Source organism: Shewanella sp. GXUN23E (assembly GCF_050865035.1).
GTDB lineage: Bacteria > Pseudomonadota > Gammaproteobacteria > Enterobacterales > Shewanellaceae > Shewanella.
This window is the reverse complement of record NZ_JBOZWP010000028.1, coordinates 1-15121: the sequence shown is the minus strand read 5'-3', so window position 1 is coordinate 15121 and position 15121 is coordinate 1. Positions and strand designations below refer to the sequence as shown.

At 47.6% G+C, this 15121-nt stretch carries 15 protein-coding genes; 11 read left to right on the top strand and 4 right to left on the bottom strand.

Annotated elements, in window-relative coordinates; translation table 11 throughout:
• Nucleotides 1-237 precede the first annotated feature (237 nt).
• The 3 genes from ACRRUX_RS18840 to ACRRUX_RS18830 are packed head-to-tail and all read left to right on the top strand — an operon-like array spanning nucleotide 238 to nucleotide 3234.
• Nucleotides 238-2148, top strand: coding sequence for a prolyl oligopeptidase family serine peptidase (locus tag ACRRUX_RS18840; RefSeq protein WP_432533378.1), 1911 nt, complete (start codon nucleotides 238-240; stop codon nucleotides 2146-2148).
• A 52-nt stretch (nucleotides 2149-2200) separates the two neighbouring features.
• Nucleotides 2201-2764: an NnrU family protein gene (locus tag ACRRUX_RS18835; RefSeq protein WP_432533375.1), complete on the top strand. Its 564-nt coding sequence runs from the start codon at nucleotides 2201-2203 to the stop codon at nucleotides 2762-2764.
• 17 nt (nucleotides 2765-2781) lie between these two features.
• Nucleotides 2782-3234 carry a GNAT family N-acetyltransferase gene (locus ACRRUX_RS18830; protein ID WP_432533372.1) on the top strand — a complete coding sequence of 151 codons (453 nt, stop codon included), beginning with the start codon at nucleotides 2782-2784 and terminating at the stop codon, nucleotides 3232-3234.
• 101 nt (nucleotides 3235-3335) lie between these two features.
• Here the strand turns inward: ACRRUX_RS18830 and ACRRUX_RS18825 are convergent, their stop codons facing one another.
• Nucleotides 3336-4181, bottom strand: a complete 846-nt coding sequence (locus ACRRUX_RS18825) for a mechanosensitive ion channel family protein (RefSeq protein WP_432533369.1) — start codon at nucleotides 4179-4181, stop codon at nucleotides 3336-3338.
• Nucleotides 4182-4417: 236 nt separating this feature from the next.
• Between ACRRUX_RS18825 and ACRRUX_RS18820 the strand changes: the two genes are divergently transcribed.
• Complete coding sequence (locus tag ACRRUX_RS18820) at nucleotides 4418-4876, top strand: hypothetical protein (protein ID WP_432533366.1); 459 nt, start codon at nucleotides 4418-4420, stop codon at nucleotides 4874-4876.
• A gap of 58 nt (nucleotides 4877-4934) precedes the next feature.
• On the opposite strand, the gene ACRRUX_RS18815 is transcribed toward ACRRUX_RS18820, so the two are convergent.
• Complete coding sequence (locus ACRRUX_RS18815; protein WP_432533363.1) at nucleotides 4935-5147, bottom strand: YdcH family protein; 213 nt, start codon at nucleotides 5145-5147, stop codon at nucleotides 4935-4937.
• A 287-nt stretch (nucleotides 5148-5434) separates the two neighbouring features.
• On the opposite strand from ACRRUX_RS18815, the gene udp reads away from it, so the two are divergent.
• The 5 genes from udp to ACRRUX_RS18790 all read left to right on the top strand — a co-directional run bounded on the left by udp (nucleotide 5435) and on the right by ACRRUX_RS18790 (nucleotide 9564).
• The gene (gene udp, locus ACRRUX_RS18810; RefSeq protein WP_432533360.1) at nucleotides 5435-6193 is read left to right on the top strand and encodes a uridine phosphorylase; all 759 of its coding nucleotides are present in this window, start codon (nucleotides 5435-5437) and stop codon (nucleotides 6191-6193) included.
• Nucleotides 6194-6415: 222 nt separating this feature from the next.
• Nucleotides 6416-6880 (top strand): NfeD family protein, encoded by a 465-nt coding sequence (locus ACRRUX_RS18805; protein ID WP_432533357.1) that lies wholly within the window; start codon nucleotides 6416-6418, stop codon nucleotides 6878-6880.
• 42 nt (nucleotides 6881-6922) lie between these two features.
• Nucleotides 6923-7840, top strand: a complete 918-nt coding sequence (locus ACRRUX_RS18800) for an SPFH domain-containing protein (protein WP_432533354.1) — start codon at nucleotides 6923-6925, stop codon at nucleotides 7838-7840.
• Nucleotides 7837-8772, top strand: coding sequence for an SPFH domain-containing protein (locus ACRRUX_RS18795; protein WP_432533351.1), 936 nt, complete (start codon nucleotides 7837-7839; stop codon nucleotides 8770-8772). Before ACRRUX_RS18800 ends, ACRRUX_RS18795 begins: the two co-directional genes overlap by 4 nt.
• A gap of 372 nt (nucleotides 8773-9144) precedes the next feature.
• The gene (locus ACRRUX_RS18790) at nucleotides 9145-9564 is read left to right on the top strand and encodes a DUF2057 family protein (RefSeq protein WP_432533348.1); all 420 of its coding nucleotides are present in this window, start codon (nucleotides 9145-9147) and stop codon (nucleotides 9562-9564) included.
• A 48-nt stretch (nucleotides 9565-9612) separates the two neighbouring features.
• On the opposite strand, the gene ACRRUX_RS18785 is transcribed toward ACRRUX_RS18790, so the two are convergent.
• Nucleotides 9613-10323: a hypothetical protein gene (locus ACRRUX_RS18785; RefSeq protein WP_432533345.1), complete on the bottom strand. Its 711-nt coding sequence runs from the start codon at nucleotides 10321-10323 to the stop codon at nucleotides 9613-9615.
• A gap of 877 nt (nucleotides 10324-11200) precedes the next feature.
• Nucleotides 11201-12982, bottom strand: coding sequence for an aryl-sulfate sulfotransferase (locus ACRRUX_RS18780; RefSeq protein ID WP_432533342.1), 1782 nt, complete (start codon nucleotides 12980-12982; stop codon nucleotides 11201-11203).
• 418 nt (nucleotides 12983-13400) lie between these two features.
• On the opposite strand from ACRRUX_RS18780, the gene ACRRUX_RS18775 reads away from it, so the two are divergent.
• Nucleotides 13401-14225, top strand: coding sequence for a hypothetical protein (locus ACRRUX_RS18775; RefSeq protein WP_432533339.1), 825 nt, complete (start codon nucleotides 13401-13403; stop codon nucleotides 14223-14225).
• Between the two features lie 113 nt (nucleotides 14226-14338).
• On the top strand, nucleotides 14339-15121 hold a 783-nt coding region (locus tag ACRRUX_RS18770; protein ID WP_432533336.1), incomplete at its 3' end, for an aryl-sulfate sulfotransferase.

Below are 15121 nucleotides of genomic sequence, written 5' to 3'. Positions count from 1 at the left end.
TCGCCGGCTAAGTGTAGTACACGGCGGTTACACGGTGTTGATCCACATCAAGCTCAAAAGCGCTTATAAAATGAAATAAATTCATTAACTTAGTTTGCTGTCGTTGATACATGCCAGGCGATGAGCCATAGCTCAACAGGCACATTGAATTTGTTTACAAATTTTGTGGACTAATGCTTGTTTTTCATACCGTGGCAAAGAACACTGGGGATGGAAAAATTCATTGAGGGATCAAAGATGAGCAAGTCAGTCGCTGCCGGACTGTCGGTATTGGTGTTGGCCACGTTATTGGGAGGCTGCGCCAGTCAGCCGCAGCATTCATCAGCTGCATCGCCGGTTACCACGCAACCTCCCGGCTATGATGCCAGAACGTTTTATGAAACCACCAGTTACCTTGGGTCAGACTTTTCCCATGAAGGCCGGTTGATCCTGCTCGGTTCAGATGAGAGCGGTATTTACAATGTTTACAGCCTGGATGTGGCCAGTGGGCAAAAGACCCGCTTAACCGATTCCACCGACACCAGTTATCCGGTGGGCTGGTTTCCCCATGACAATCGCGTGCTGTTTACCAAAGACAGTGGTGGCAATGAGCGTTATCACCTGTATGTGAGGGAGCTTGATGGCAGCATCCGGGACTTAACCCCGGGTGAGGAAACCCGTGCAGGCTTTCAGGGATTTACCCGGGATGGCAGCGCCTTCTTTGTGACGACCAACGAGCGCGATCCCAGGTTTATGGATCTCTACCGTTACGACAGCAAAGACTATTCACGTCAGCGGGTGTTCACCAATGATAGGGGATTTGATATCGGCGATGTCGGCCCCAGAGGTCACTTGGTGGCGTTGGGGAAGACCCATACCAACCGCGACAGCGATGTGTATTTGCTGGATCTGCGCAAGCGGGCTGAGCCAGAGCTGATTTCGGCCCATACTGAGCCTGCCAACTACGGCCCGGAAGGCTTTTCCGTAGATGGCAAAAGCCTGTATTACGGCACCGATGCCAAAGGTGAGTTCAACCAGATTTGGCAGTACGACATTGCTACCGGCAGCCATTCACCTGTGCTCAGCGATGACTGGGATGTGACGTTTATTGCCTTTTCCGACTCCGGCCGTTATCGGGTTTCCGGGGTTAATGCCGATGCCTCCAGCAAAGTATCGATTGTGGATACCAGCACCGGCAAGCCGCTGGCCTTGCCACCGCTGCCAGCCGGAGATATCCGTGGGGTGAATTTCTCCGACGATGAGACTCAGGTGGCTTTCTATCTCAATTCCGACACCTCGCCCTCCAATCTGTACGTATGGACACTGGGAGAGAGCGCTGCGCGCAAGCTGACTGAAGCGCTGAATCCCGCCATGAGCAGTGACAATCTGGTGCCGGGCGAGGTGGTGCGTTTCGCCAGTTTCGATGGGCTTGAGATCCCCGGGTTGCTGTACCAGCCCAAAGGGGCCAGCAAGGATGAGCCCGCGCCTGTGATGATCTGGGTACACGGCGGCCCGGGCGGCCAGAGCCGCAGCGGCTATAACCCCACCATTCAACATCTGGTCAATCAGGGCTATGGCATTTTTGCCATCAACAACCGTGGCAGTTCAGGCTATGGCAAAACCTTCTTCCATCTCGATGACAAGCAGCATGGCGAGGGCGATCTGCAGGACATGGTGTGGGGTAAGCGATATCTGCAGGGGCTGGACTGGGTGGACGATGAACGGATCGGCATCATGGGTGGCAGTTACGGTGGCTATATGACGGCGGCAGCGCTGGCGTTTGAACCGGGCACCTTCAAGGTAGGCATAGATATTTTTGGCGTGACCAACTGGGTTCGCACCCTGACGTCAATTCCTCCCTGGTGGGAATCCTTCAAAAAAGCCCTGTACGATGAAATGGGCGATCCGGCCACCGATGGCGAGCGCCACCGGGCGATTTCGCCCCTGTTTCATGCCAGCAATATCAGCCAGCCTCTGATGGTGATCCAGGGGGCCAACGACCCCAGAGTGCTGCAGGTAGAAAGTGATGAATTAGTTGAAAAAGTACGCCAGAATGGAGTGCCGGTTGAGTATGTGTTGTTTGAGGACGAGGGTCATGGTTTTACCAAGAAGGTAAACCGGATCGCGGCCTCGGAAGCGTACCTGAAGTTCCTGCAAACCTACCTGTAAAAATATCGCCCGCCGGTTTGGCGGGCGAATCATAACGATTAAGGAAAACAAGATGATCTATTTGGTCCTTGGGGTGTTGCTGTGGTCTTTTACCCATTTTATTCCCTCATTGGCACCTTCCTGGCGTCAGGCACAAATGGCAAATAGTACCGGTTTGTACAAGGGCATGTTTACCCTTGCCATTCTGGTGTCGCTGGGATTGATTGTGTACGGCTGGCGGCATGCGCCGGTGGAGTATCTGTATGCCAGCGGCATGGGCATGCGTCATGCCACTATGGGGCTGATGCTGGTTGCTTTTATCCTGTTTGGTGCGTCCATGTATCCTACCCGCATCAAGCGAATTATCCGTCACCCTATGCTGCTGTCTGTGGTGGTGTGGGCAATTGCTCATCTGCTGTCCAACGGTGAAAGCCGTTCGCTGGTGTTGTTCGGTGGGTTGGGATTATGGGCTGTGGTGCAGATCCTGCTGATCAACCGCCGCGATGGTGCCTGGGTCAAGCCGGAAGTGGGCTCCTGGTTGCGTGAAATCCGTGGGCTGGTGATCAGTCTGGTGATCATGCTGGTGGTCATTTTCCTGCATCCTTACATTACCGGGGTGGCGCTGATCCCGGCCTGAATTTTGGAAGTAACCTAATGATTTGGCAGTTTAAAGCTTTTAATGACCTGACACTGGATGAGCTTTACAACATCCTCAAAGCCAGGGTGGATGTGTTTGTTACCGAGCAGGAGTGTGCCTACAGCGAGCTGGATAACAAGGATAAACAGCCTCAGGTCAGACATTTATGGTGCGAGGATGACGCCGGGCAGGTGCTGGCCTATGTGCGCCTGTTACCGCCTGGGCTGAGCTATCCTCAGGCCAGCATTGGCCGGGTATTGGTCGCCATGCCCGCCCGTGGCAAAGGATTGGCGCAGGAGTTGATGATCAAAGCCATCACCCACACTCAAGCCTTATGGCCGGATGCCGGCATTCAAATCGGTGCCCAATCTTACCTGCAGGGGTTTTACGCCGGATTGGGATTTGCCCGGGCCTCTGAGGAATACCTGGAGGATGGTATTCCTCATCTGGATATGATCTACAGCAAGTGATTTACCGCGACAGCCTGAAGGGCTGTCGCTGGTGATCCAGTGCTGAAGCTGCTTGTATTCCCGTTTGCTTAGCCGTCAGATACTCTTGCCGGACCAGGGGATCACAGGTTTGCCCCGGGAGCCACATGAATTTCCCGCAGCGGACAGGCCATCTCGACGCCGGACTGCTTCAGCTGTTTGAGCAGCGCCATATTGGTTTCAAATTTATCCTGGTGATAACGGGTGGTGGCCACAAAGTAGCGCACCCCTATCTCCATGCCCATGGGCGTAAAGTCATTGATCCCCACCTGAACACCTCGCTCTCTGGCTACCTGCGGACTGTTTTGCAACAGATCGTGCAAAAGTGCCACAAGAGTTTCGACATCAGTGCCATAGCTAATGGTAAAGCGGGTATCTACCAACTTGCAGGCCTGAGAGTTATGCAGGATCTCGCCCACTATGTGTTTGTTGGGAATGGTAATGCGCTCACCTTCTTCGTTGGTCAGTTCGGTAAAGCCCAGATGAATGTCTTCAACAACACCTGATACCCCTTTGATTTCAATGGTATTGCCGATTACAAACGGGCGGGTGACTATGATGGTGACGCCAGCGGCGTAGTTGGACAACATGCCTTGAATGGCCAGACCGGCCCCCAGAGAGGCAGCACCGATGGCGGCGACCATGGGGGTGATGCTGATCCCCAGTTTACCCAGAGCAATGATCCCGGCCATGATGATAATCAGTACCCTGACCAGATTGGAGACAAAGTTGCCCAGGGTTTGGTCTATCCTGTGGGTTTCGAATTTCTTTTTGACCAGGTTGCCGGCTTTGGCGGCGACCCAGAGACCCAGTACAAAAATGATGGCGGCGCCGACCATCTGAAAGCTGTAGTTCACCAAAAATTCGGTCACCATCTGGTAAACCTGTTGCAGTTGTGCCAATTCCTTATCCAGTCCTGCCTGGTCCATAATTTCATCCTTTTTACACCGCAAGTTGCCGACACACTCTACCCATAATTTGAGGTAAGTGCACCCGCAACTCTGTTGATTGATCTGGTCGGTAACGGCATGAAATGTGAGTCAGATCCGTTTACCGGGTAATGCAGATGAGCCTGTCGGGGGTTTTGGATAAGCTTGGCTTCAGCCAACCGCAATAAAGTGGTCTGGGACAGACAAATATAACCTACGCCCGGGAGGCGGAATTGATGAAGAAATTACTGTTGGCCATGGGAATGATGTGTGCCATGGCGGCCAATGCTGCGACCCTGACTCAGGGACAGAGCGTCACAGCCATTGAACTTGCTGATCAACATGAGCAGATGCGCCAGGTCAATGCCGATACGGCCATTTTGCTGTTCAGCCGCGATATGAAGGGCGGTGAGATCATTCAGGCCAGTCTGGAAGCCATGGGCGATAAGATCCCCGGCGATCTGGTGTATGTGGCCGATATCAGCCGTATGCCTGGACTGATTGCCAAATTCGTGGCTATCCCACAGTTGCAGCAACTGCCATTTGCCATCGCACTGGATCGCGAAGGTGAAGCGACGGCGGCGCTGCCGTCTGAGAAGGATAAGGCTGCACTGATTAAGCTGGATGGCTTGAAAGTCACAGATATTCAGTACTTTGATTCCGCCGAAGCGTTGACCAGTGCGCTGCAGCCATAATGAAAAAAGGGCACCTGATGGTGCCCTTTGCGTATGTCGTTTGGGTTTGCGGAAACGCTTATTTGTCGTATTTCTGCAGAATTTGGAATAACTCGTCCTTCAGTGCCAGTTTTTCCTGCTTCATGGTATGTAATTCTTCAGTAAATTCGGCAGGATGCTTTTCCAGTTCAGTTATTTTCTCATCGAGTTCATTGTGCTTGTCGAACAGGTGCTGAAAGTGATGGTCTTTATTCTTCAGTTCGGTGATCAGACCGCGGTATTCTGGAAACATTGTTCTTCCCCTTAACAATTGTTGCAATGCTTTCTTGTCTCTTACCCTACGCCTCCATCCTGTTGATTTACGTGATCATGATCAAAATACTCGGTGAAAGTGTGGCGAGTGTTATGTCGTATTAGCCTGCTATTTGCGCTAAACAGCGCCAAAGGCCTGTGCCGCTGCGGTTGAGTCTGATAGGCTGCGGGTTAATTCCATCCCACAAAATGTGACCTGAATAACAATTAGGCGATGCTGAAATCGCTAGAGTCAGGACACTGAGTGTTTTCACAGAGGCAAGTATTATGTCTGACGTTTTTCATCTCGGATTAACCAGGGCCATGCTGGATGGCGCCACATTGGCAATCGTTCCGGGCGATCCCAAGCGGGTTGAGCGTATTGCGCAATTGATGGATAACCCTACCTTTTTGGCCAGTCACAGAGAGTACACCAGTTATCTGGGATATCTGGATGGTAAGCCTGTAGTGATTTGTTCAACCGGTATTGGCGGTCCTTCGACATCCATTGCCGTAGAGGAACTGGCGCAACTGGGCATTACTACTTTCCTGCGGGTGGGCACCACGGGGGCGATTCAGCCTCAGGTTAAAGTCGGTGATGTGATCGTGACTCAGGCTTCTGTGCGCCTTGATGGTGCCAGCCTGCACTTTGCGCCCATGGAGTTTCCGGCGGTCGCCAATTTTGAGTGCACCACGGCTATGGTTGCTGCCTGCCGTGACGCGGGAATTGAGCCCCATATCGGGGTGACCGCTTCTTCAGATACCTTCTATCCCGGACAGGAGCGTTACGATACCGTCAGTGGCCGTGTGACCCGCAGGTTTGTCGGCTCCATGAAAGAGTGGCAGGCCATGGGCGTACTCAACTATGAAATGGAGTCCGCCACCCTGTTTACTATGTGTGCTACCAATGGCTGGCGCGCAGCCTGTGTAGCCGGTGTTATCGTCAACCGTACTCAGCAGGAGATCCCGGATGAGGCGGCGATGAAGCAAACGGAAACCACCGCTGTCTCCATTGTGGTAGATGCTGCACGTAAGCTTCTGAATTAACAGGTCAGTTTAGTTAATTGCAAAAGGCGCCAATGGCGCCTTTTGTTTTTTGCTCGCACAAGATGAACAAATTTGCTGCTGATTAAATTTTGATAGGCGGGTGGAAATTTATGTGACATATTATGTCCATTGGCGAACGGATAGTCAGTAACAAACGTTGCACTAAGTTCACTCTCTGGTTCGCATTCATTGGGCAGCAGCCCGGTCTGGTTTGGGGGAACTATGACATTATCCAATCCTATCTTTGTTTGGGCGCTTGCCGGCGTGATCCTTATGCTGGCAGAGCTGATCATTCCCGGCGGCATAGTGGTGCTGCTCGGCGCGGCCTGTCTGATTGTGGCTGCGGCTACGGCTATTGGTCTGGTCAGCGGTCTGGCCCAGAGTCTGACTCTGTGGTTCATCTCCTCCATCATCCTGATGCTGGCGTTTCGCAGCCTGACACAAAAGCTGATCGGCGGTGATGTCCATGTGGACAATACCGATGAAGAACTCGACCTGTTTGAAAAGCCCGCGCTGGTAAAACAAACCATAGGCCCGGGGCAGCAACAGGGACGGGTGGAGTTTCAGGGAACCGAATGGCCGGCGCTGGGGGATGGCAGCGAGATCCATCCCGGTACGCCGGTAAAAGTGATTTGTCGTGAAAACATTGCTTTGGTGGTGGAGCCACTGAAGCCGGAGGAATACTGATCTCTGCTTTTAGTGGTCGGCAAAATAAGAAGGAAGCTAACTATGTTTGAACTGACACTGGCACTGCTGGTTGTGCTGTTTCTGATCTACAAACTGCTGCTGATTGTGCCCATGCGCGAAGTCGCGGTAGTGGAGCGGCTGGGGAAGTTTCGCGCTACCTTGCAGCCGGGTTTCCACTTCCTCATTCCCTTCGTTGATCGGGTGGCTTACCGCCACGACACCCGCGAAGAGGTACTGGATGTGCCGCCGCAAAGCTGTATCTCCAAAGACAATACTCAATTGGCCGTGGATGGACTGGTGTACCTCAAGGTGATGGACGGCCAGCTGGCCAGCTATGGTATTGAGGACTATCGCATGGCCGCGGTGAATCTGGCGCAGACCACCATGCGCTCCGAGATAGGTAAGCTGACCCTGAGTGAAACCTTCTCTGAGCGGGAAAAACTCAACGAATCCATAGTACGGGAAATCGATAAAGCGTCGGATCCATGGGGCATCAAGGTGCTGCGCTATGAAATCAAGAACATTACGCCTTCTCATCACGTGATCCACACGCTGGAAAAGCAGATGGAAGCCGAGCGTCGCAAGCGTGCCGAGATCACCCTGGCCAGCGCGGAGAAGGCAGCCATGATTAACCTTTCCGAAGGGGAGCGGCAGGAGGCCATCAATATCTCCGAAGGCCAGAAGCAGAAGCGCATCAACGAAGCCAAGGGGACTGCCCAGGAGATTGCCATTGTTGCCCGGGCGCAGGCTCAGGGCATGGCCATGGTAGCGCAGGCGCTGGCGGCCAAAGGCGGTACGGATGCCATGAATATGCAGCTTAAAGAGCAGTTTATCGATCAGCTCGGCAAAGTGCTGGAAAAGGCTGATGTGTCTGTGGTGCCGGCTGAGCTGGCAAAACTGGAAGGATTTTTTGCCGGAATGGGTGAAGTCACCAGAGCAGCAAAAGGAGGTCAGCAATGATTGCAGGAGTGGATAAAGATCTGATTGTGATGGCGATCTGGGGATTGATCTTCGCAGTGTTTGTCATCAAGTTGCTGCAGTCCATCCGCCTGGTTCCAACCAAGTCTGCCTATGTGGTGGAGCGTTTGGGTAAATATCACAGTACCCTGGATGCGGGCTTTCATGCGCTGGTGCCCTTCGTCGATAAAGTCGCTTACGTACATGATCTCAAAGAGGAAACCATAGATGTGCCGCCGCAGGAGTGTTTCTCCAGCGATGAAGTCAACGTGGAAGTAGACGGGGTGATTTATATCTCTGTGGTCGACCCGGTCAAGGCCAGCTATGGCGTGACCGACTACCGCTATGCCGCCATTCAATTGGCACAAACCACCACCCGCTCGGTGATTGGCACCCTGGAGCTGGATCGCACTTTTGAAGAGCGCGACATCATCAGCGCCAAGGTGGTGGAGGTACTGGATCACGCCGGTGCTACCTGGGGCATTCGGGTACACAGATATGAGATCAAAAACATCACGCCGCCGGAAACCGTGAAAAACGCCATGGAAATGCAGGTCAATGCCGAGCGTGAACGCCGCGCCCTGCTGGCCAAAAGTGAAGGTGACAAGCAAAGTAAAATCAACCGCTCAGAAGGTATCAAGGCGGAGATGATCAACCTCTCCGAAGGTGAGATGCAAAAGCGCATCAACGAAGCCGAAGGCCGCGCCGAGGAGATTTTAGCGATCGCCAAGGCCACTTCTGAGTCTATCGAAGCCCTGGCCGAAGTGATCTCCGCCCCAGGCGGACAAAACGCCCTGCGGATGCAGCTCGCCGAGCAGTACCTCAAGCAACTCGATGGCTTGTCCAAAGACTCCAACCGGGTGATCCTGCCCGCCAACATGGTCGATTTCGACAGCTGGATGGATAATATCGGGTTGAAAGACAAGGTGAGGTGAAAGATTGGCGATTTGTTCCTGCCAGACAAGATATGAATGACGTACACAAATCCCTATCAAGATTTTAGATAGGGATTTTTTTTGAACCTTCACAAACCTTTCATTAATCATGTCAAATCCCGGATGCAGGCATACATGTTGTTAGTGTAAGAGCCCACTACTCCAATACAAACGCTACTTTTAAATAAACTCTTTACTACCAGTATTGCTTGAGTGGTATCACTGTAAAAATTGCTAAGGATGGTACTTTTATATCCGTGCAGGCAGAGATGCACAAACTGGAAAGGTATTATTGCTCCCTATCTTTCCAATGGGAAGATACGACAAGGATGTTGTTCTTCCTAAATTACAATAATGGTGAGGTATACTTTCATGAGAAAATTAATAGCAGGGTTGGTGGTACTTCTTAGTTCTTATGCTCACGCCGGAACTTTAACGTATAGCGATGACATTGAAATATTGGCTGTTAATGGTGTAAGAGCAGATAAGGTTGATGCTGTTCAACTGAGACCTGGTAAAAATATAATTCAGATCAGGTATGCCGAAATATTCGGTGATGAATATTCTGATTCAGTCTCATGGTATCGTTCAAAACCTGCATTCGTCAGCTTTGATGTAGAATCAGGAGATATTTATCATTTGGATGTCCCACAATATATTTCAAGAGAAGATGCTGAACAATTCGATATTGAGCCAGATGTTTCTTTGACCAAAGTTGATGGCGACAAAAAAGAAGTAAATGTAGTGAGTGTAGTTGAGTTAGTTAACACTATCTATTTATCATTAATTTGAAAAACATAGGACAACTAGCATTTGTGTTAGTTGTCCTATGTTTTCATTTTAAGATTCTATAGGTCCACAATTAAGATCTTCAAATATTTCCTTAATCAGTTCTAAACTGGGTACTTCATTACTTATCCAAGGTAACATTTCGATATTATTAGAAGTTATCTTGTGCATCTTTTCCTCGGTAATATCCAGAGATAACTCATTGCTGAACTTATTCATGCAGAGTGCCACCATTCCTCGATAACTCAACATAGACAGCAGTTCAAAATCACTACTCTCAATATCTTCTTCTGTCATCTGCAAGTCACCTGAGATGATGGCCTCTCTAAGAATGCTTTCCCTCTGACTACGCAGCCTTTTTAATAGCCTGAAAGTTTCTGAAGTGAGGTAAGGATCCGCATGGTCAGATACGAATTGACTGACACCAAAGAAATTACAAATTGAATCGGCATTATGTGTGGAGCTTATGCTAAATAATTCTTGTAATTGTATAGTATACAATTTCTGTTTAGGTGATGCTTTCTGATACTTCATTAAGGCACAGTTGAAGTCATACATACGAGATAAATTATTGTTGAAGATAGTCACTATCACGTCCTCTTTGCAGTTAAACAGGTCATAAACAGTGCTATTTGAGCAGTTTGAAATTCTCCCTAAATCTGAAAACTTGAATGATACAATACCTTGGTTCCTGATAAGGCTTTTAGCATTTTCTATTATAATGCGATTACGTTCTTCCCGACTAATTGTTCTTCTCGTCATATGCAACCTCCATTTATTTTTAATTATCATGCAGTCATAAAATTTTTATTTCCATTTGCATTTGTAAAAATTGTGAATTCCGTCCTTATTATTATACATAATAATATCCTAAATTTAGCTTACAATATGCTATCTATTTTGTTTTCATGTGGTTTTGTAGAGGTGAATTGTGAGAGTTGAAGATATTAATAATATGAAAATTGAATATTTGAAATCATAATATAAATGGTGATGGCGACTAAAGTTTAAAAGTGGAACTGTATGAATTCTTTTAAAAATAGATGTATCGAACAGAAAATGAGTTAGTTTGATGTATTGACTAGTATCCACGTGATAAAATGGATACGGGGTGAGAGGATAATGTTTGGTTGAGGGATAGAAGCAAACAGGCTAATATATGACCACTTTTGCATTGCTGTTGATTTTGGGAGGGCGAATTATTTGAGCGATTCGTCACATGAACTAGTGGATGTATTTATCTGAGCTTTGAACTGTAATAATTGCAGACCGGTGTTGATTGGAAAGAACAGGCTCTCATTCCAGGGGGATGGCATTTGGTCGGGTAAGTAATAAACAGTGCAGACCAAATATGAGTAGAAAATCCAGACCATTATGGTGCCTCTTGGGAATGGCGTTGACTGAAGATAGCAATGAGGGAAGGTAATATTACTGCAAGATCATGGAGTACTAAAAAGGTTCCGCTGATTTAGGCAACAACGCGACCGTGATGTATTCCTCAAGTCGTCCTTATCATTAAGTTATATTTGAAATTGGTAATTTAACGGTTGCACAAGTTGATTCAAATCTGACCTAGTGAATTTTTTTGGACATAGATCAGATTTGAATAATATAAATTACATAACCTTAGTATCGTTATTTAAAACCCGAACAAACTATTGGGTTCTACAATGATTGAACGGTAGTGGGTACTGTTTGGTTTGGTCGATAATACATCAATTTCTACCTTTACTTGTTTAGATTGGTAGTCAATTTCATTGATACGGCCAATTGTTGGCTTGCCACGTTCATAAAGACTTGTAGAGCCTCCAAAGCCAAACATTGTGTCACGGTCTGTACGATACTCTACGTTGGACGTGATCGGAGAGAACCATTCATAACCTCGCTCTTTGCCGTATTCCCAGGTTTGTTCTACGGTCATTTTGTTTTCATCGATTTTGTATTCAACATAGCGAGTATATTTGTCAGTAGGCAGTGCAGGCTGCTCGTAACCGCGGCCATCTCCATTATCTAAGACAGTTAGCCTGCCATTTTTATCATTCAGCCATGCAGTATGTTGGGTGTAAGTAAAGTCAAAGTTGCCTTCGCATACTCCTTTTTCCGTGCACTTTATAGGCTTACCTTTTGAATCTACCGGCTTAAGTAGCTTATGGGATAGTTCGCTGTTCCAACCTTCTGATGGAGCGAGAATCCATTTCACTTTCTTATCGCGGGTCACTTTGGCGACCCCCTGATGGCGGAAAGACAGGATGATAGAATCATCTTTCGGATCGTATTCGATAGAGTTGACGTGTGCCCAGTTGCGGCCCGACACTACACCTGGAATATCACCATATGGCTCGTTCTTGTCGATTGTTGCTGTTTGCCCCTGAGATTCCAGGTCAACGTTTACGCAAACCGCACCAATATCCAGGGCTTTGAGCAAGGAATCTCTGTAGGGGTCAAGAATTTCACCAAGATTCCAAACGTCTATCAGGTTGCCTTTTTCATCGATCTGCAAAATATGGTCGCGAACTGTGTGAACTTTGTCGCCTTCCTGATTGATATAGTTTGCTTTTGCAGCCCGGATTAATGAGTGACCGTTTGGCATTAGATTATGTTCATGAGATGCATCAATGTAGCCTCGGGGAAGGCGTTTTGCGTCGAACTGCCCCAATAGATTAAAGGTACCGTAGCGCTGGCCCTGCACAAAGGTGATCCCACCCTTGCCATTGTCATGGAATCCCATCAAATAGCCGCGCTTGGATACATCAATTGCTTTCGCGTCGTATACTGCGTCAGGATCCAGCCACCAACGAATTTCTCCTTGGGTGTCGACTACATAGGTTTGAGGAGCGGCTTCGAATGGTAAGGAGCCTCCGCTTGGCGGAGCGCCCCAACCATTATCAGTTTTATTTTTCGCGGCCATCCAACCCAGATCGGAACCCTGAGTCGTATGGGTATGTGTATTGACCAAATATAGGCGGTCTTCAAATCCTTTTGCGACTATTTTCGCTTGAGCTTTTGGAATAGCAAATTTGTCTCGATTGTCCAGGTATTTATTAGTGATAGGTGATGTTAAAACACTATAGTTTTCTTTGTATTTCTTGCCGTTCAGCGTGAATGAAACGGTAACACTGTTGTCGTGATCAGCATACAAGCCGAAAACAGGAATACCATCATGTGTATTTAAAGTCGCTTGACCGACATTATAGATAATATCAATACCCTGCTTTCCTTTTCCATGGACAGTAACCTGAACATCTGTAGGCCTTTTACTATTTAGATCGAGCAGAGCAGTCAAAGGCGAGTGACCATAAGGGTCAACCTGCATTGCACCAAGTATTGCATTGCCCGCCGGTGGTGCCGATGGGAAACCGGCTGCGATTGCTGTGCCCATTGTTAACATTAAGGTAGTTGCTAGTACTGTCCTTTTCATCATAAATATCTCCATCTGATTGAATTCGAATTTGAGTTTATTGCAATCAGGTATTTGAAATTTGTGCAACAGGTCAATATTTAATTCAACCAGGGCTTATTATTGTTGAAAACGAGACGAATGGCTTATCTAGCGGTGTTTTAGTGATTGTTGACGTAATAAAAAACTTACTATTGTGAGACTAGATATAGGTTGAATAAATCTGTTAGATGATAGTGCAATCCTTATAATTTGTAAGGATGTGAGGCAGTCGCGTAAACACAATAGTAAAATTACTCTTTGTGAGTATGATTTTGAGTCTCGCATTTCAAGTAGTATTAATTTTACACATTAAAGTGGACTGTATTCACTAAAATCATTTCAAATTGTAAATAATATCAACCTGCCAAACGGATATAGGCCAACAAATACTATGGGGTTGATGATGAAATTTAATAAGATAACGTTAGCTGTGTTGTTGTCATCATTAGGATTGACGGGGGTAGCTAGCGCAGAAGCAGAAGTAGTCTCAAATAAAACGATATTCGGCGTACATTACGATTTTCACAGTAATTCCACTTCAGAGACTAATGGTGGTAAGTACGATAGAGGTTGGGCTTCAATGGTAAATCTAACTCATGCTGATTGGGGAGATTTCGCTGCTATCCTACATCTTGATGATTACACTATCAGTGGTAATGGAAATAAAGATCACCCAGTAGGTTGTGAACCATTCTCGACAGTCAGAACTATATTCGATGTTAATTATAATTTGGTTGGAGAGGATGGGCAGGGATTGAATTTATGGGTACAAAACTTTACCGTCGCTAATAGAGTCATAGTCGAGAATGAGATGTTTGCCGGGTTGTCTTATGACTTAAATTATGCTGGATTCTCTATCCGCCCGCGTTTGGGTGTGAGCTACTTTAATCTGCTGGCTTTTACCCCATATGAAAAAAATACCGGGCATAAAGCTGAATTTAGTGATTTTAATGGTTGGTCAGCTGGTATTGATATTAGACGCGTATTCATGGTTGGCATTCCTTTAATAGCGGAGTTGAAAGCTACGTATAATGGAAACTATGATGATGAGTATGTTAAAGAGTCTTTTTCTGTAGATGATTACGCCTATGACATACAGCTGGGTATGAAAGCTGCTATTACCAAAAACTTCAATGTCGGCATTAGCGGTACGAGCCGACACAATTTCGCTGGTTATGGTAAAGACGGTGAATATCTTACTCTAAGTGCAAGCTATGCATTTTAGGTTTGCTTGACATCATGATATAGCCACTGCGTCATGATTATATAGCTGGTTTTCTTTATATATTGTAAATGCGTTTGTTTATACCTCCTAAATATAATCAGAAGGAATTGTTGATGTTTAAAAAGTTATTGATTGCAACTACTGTCTCTACCGTTTTATTGGCCGGGCATGCCAGTGCCTCTTTGGAAGGCATGAAACCGAAAAATCTTCCTAACCAACCCTTGGGTTATATTATTCATGACCCGTATGACAACGCTCCTCTCACTGCGGTAGTGACCCTAAAGTCTGCCAGTCAAGAAATCAGCGATGTTAAAGTCAGCATCAAGCCCAAAAAAGGCGGTGCCAAGCTGGATTATGAAGTCGCTGACAACCGTATCAAGGATGAGGGCGGTGTGCCTATTTTTGGTCTGTACCCAGACCATATGAACGAATTCACTGTCACCTTTAAAGAGGGTGGTAAGACCAAGTCTCATACCTACAGCATGTTAACGCCGGATGTGGTCAATGTGTTTGGTGCCAATCAGTGGGCTAAGCACCCTGTTATTAACGTTAAAAAAGTTGATAAGGGTTTTGAAGACCGCCTGTATTTCATCAACTGGACCGGGGCTGACGGCAAGGTAGCGCAACTGACCCATAACACTCCTGAGGCTCATGGTGCGTTTTCATGGGATGGTGTACCAGGCTTCTATATTCTGGATACCGCCGGTGATGTCCGCTGGTATATGGACGCCAAAAAAACCCATGACTCCAAGTCTTATGAAAAGGCGGGGTATGCCATGGGGATGAACGTGACCGATGATGGCAACATGGTGTGGGTCCAGGGCCAGGGCTGGAAACATATGACTCTTATGGGCCGTATGATCTCCGAACACTCGCTGCCAGGCTTCTACGCTGAC

What these genes read in the sequence shown, in the direction of transcription:
- ACRRUX_RS18795 (WP_432533351.1), top strand. Translation starts at nt 7,837, where the DNA reads ATGATTGCAGGAGTGGATAAAGATCTGATTGTGATGGCGATCTGGGGA.
- ACRRUX_RS18825 (WP_432533369.1), bottom strand. Translation starts at nt 4,181, where the DNA reads ATGGACCAGGCAGGACTGGATAAGGAATTGGCACAACTGCAACAGGTT.
- ACRRUX_RS18790 (WP_432533348.1), top strand. Translation starts at nt 9,145, where the DNA reads ATGAGAAAATTAATAGCAGGGTTGGTGGTACTTCTTAGTTCTTATGCT.
- udp (WP_432533360.1), top strand. Translation starts at nt 5,435, where the DNA reads ATGTCTGACGTTTTTCATCTCGGATTAACCAGGGCCATGCTGGATGGC.
- ACRRUX_RS18805 (WP_432533357.1), top strand. Translation starts at nt 6,416, where the DNA reads ATGACATTATCCAATCCTATCTTTGTTTGGGCGCTTGCCGGCGTGATC.
- ACRRUX_RS18785 (WP_432533345.1), bottom strand. Translation starts at nt 10,323, where the DNA reads ATGACGAGAAGAACAATTAGTCGGGAAGAACGTAATCGCATTATAATA.
- ACRRUX_RS18800 (WP_432533354.1), top strand. Translation starts at nt 6,923, where the DNA reads ATGTTTGAACTGACACTGGCACTGCTGGTTGTGCTGTTTCTGATCTAC.
- ACRRUX_RS18815 (WP_432533363.1), bottom strand. Translation starts at nt 5,147, where the DNA reads ATGTTTCCAGAATACCGCGGTCTGATCACCGAACTGAAGAATAAAGAC.
- ACRRUX_RS18780 (WP_432533342.1), bottom strand. Translation starts at nt 12,982, where the DNA reads ATGATGAAAAGGACAGTACTAGCAACTACCTTAATGTTAACAATGGGC.
- ACRRUX_RS18830 (WP_432533372.1), top strand. Translation starts at nt 2,782, where the DNA reads ATGATTTGGCAGTTTAAAGCTTTTAATGACCTGACACTGGATGAGCTT.
- ACRRUX_RS18835 (WP_432533375.1), top strand. Translation starts at nt 2,201, where the DNA reads ATGATCTATTTGGTCCTTGGGGTGTTGCTGTGGTCTTTTACCCATTTT.
- ACRRUX_RS18775 (WP_432533339.1), top strand. Translation starts at nt 13,401, where the DNA reads ATGATGAAATTTAATAAGATAACGTTAGCTGTGTTGTTGTCATCATTA.
- ACRRUX_RS18820 (WP_432533366.1), top strand. Translation starts at nt 4,418, where the DNA reads ATGAAGAAATTACTGTTGGCCATGGGAATGATGTGTGCCATGGCGGCC.
- ACRRUX_RS18840 (WP_432533378.1), top strand. Translation starts at nt 238, where the DNA reads ATGAGCAAGTCAGTCGCTGCCGGACTGTCGGTATTGGTGTTGGCCACG.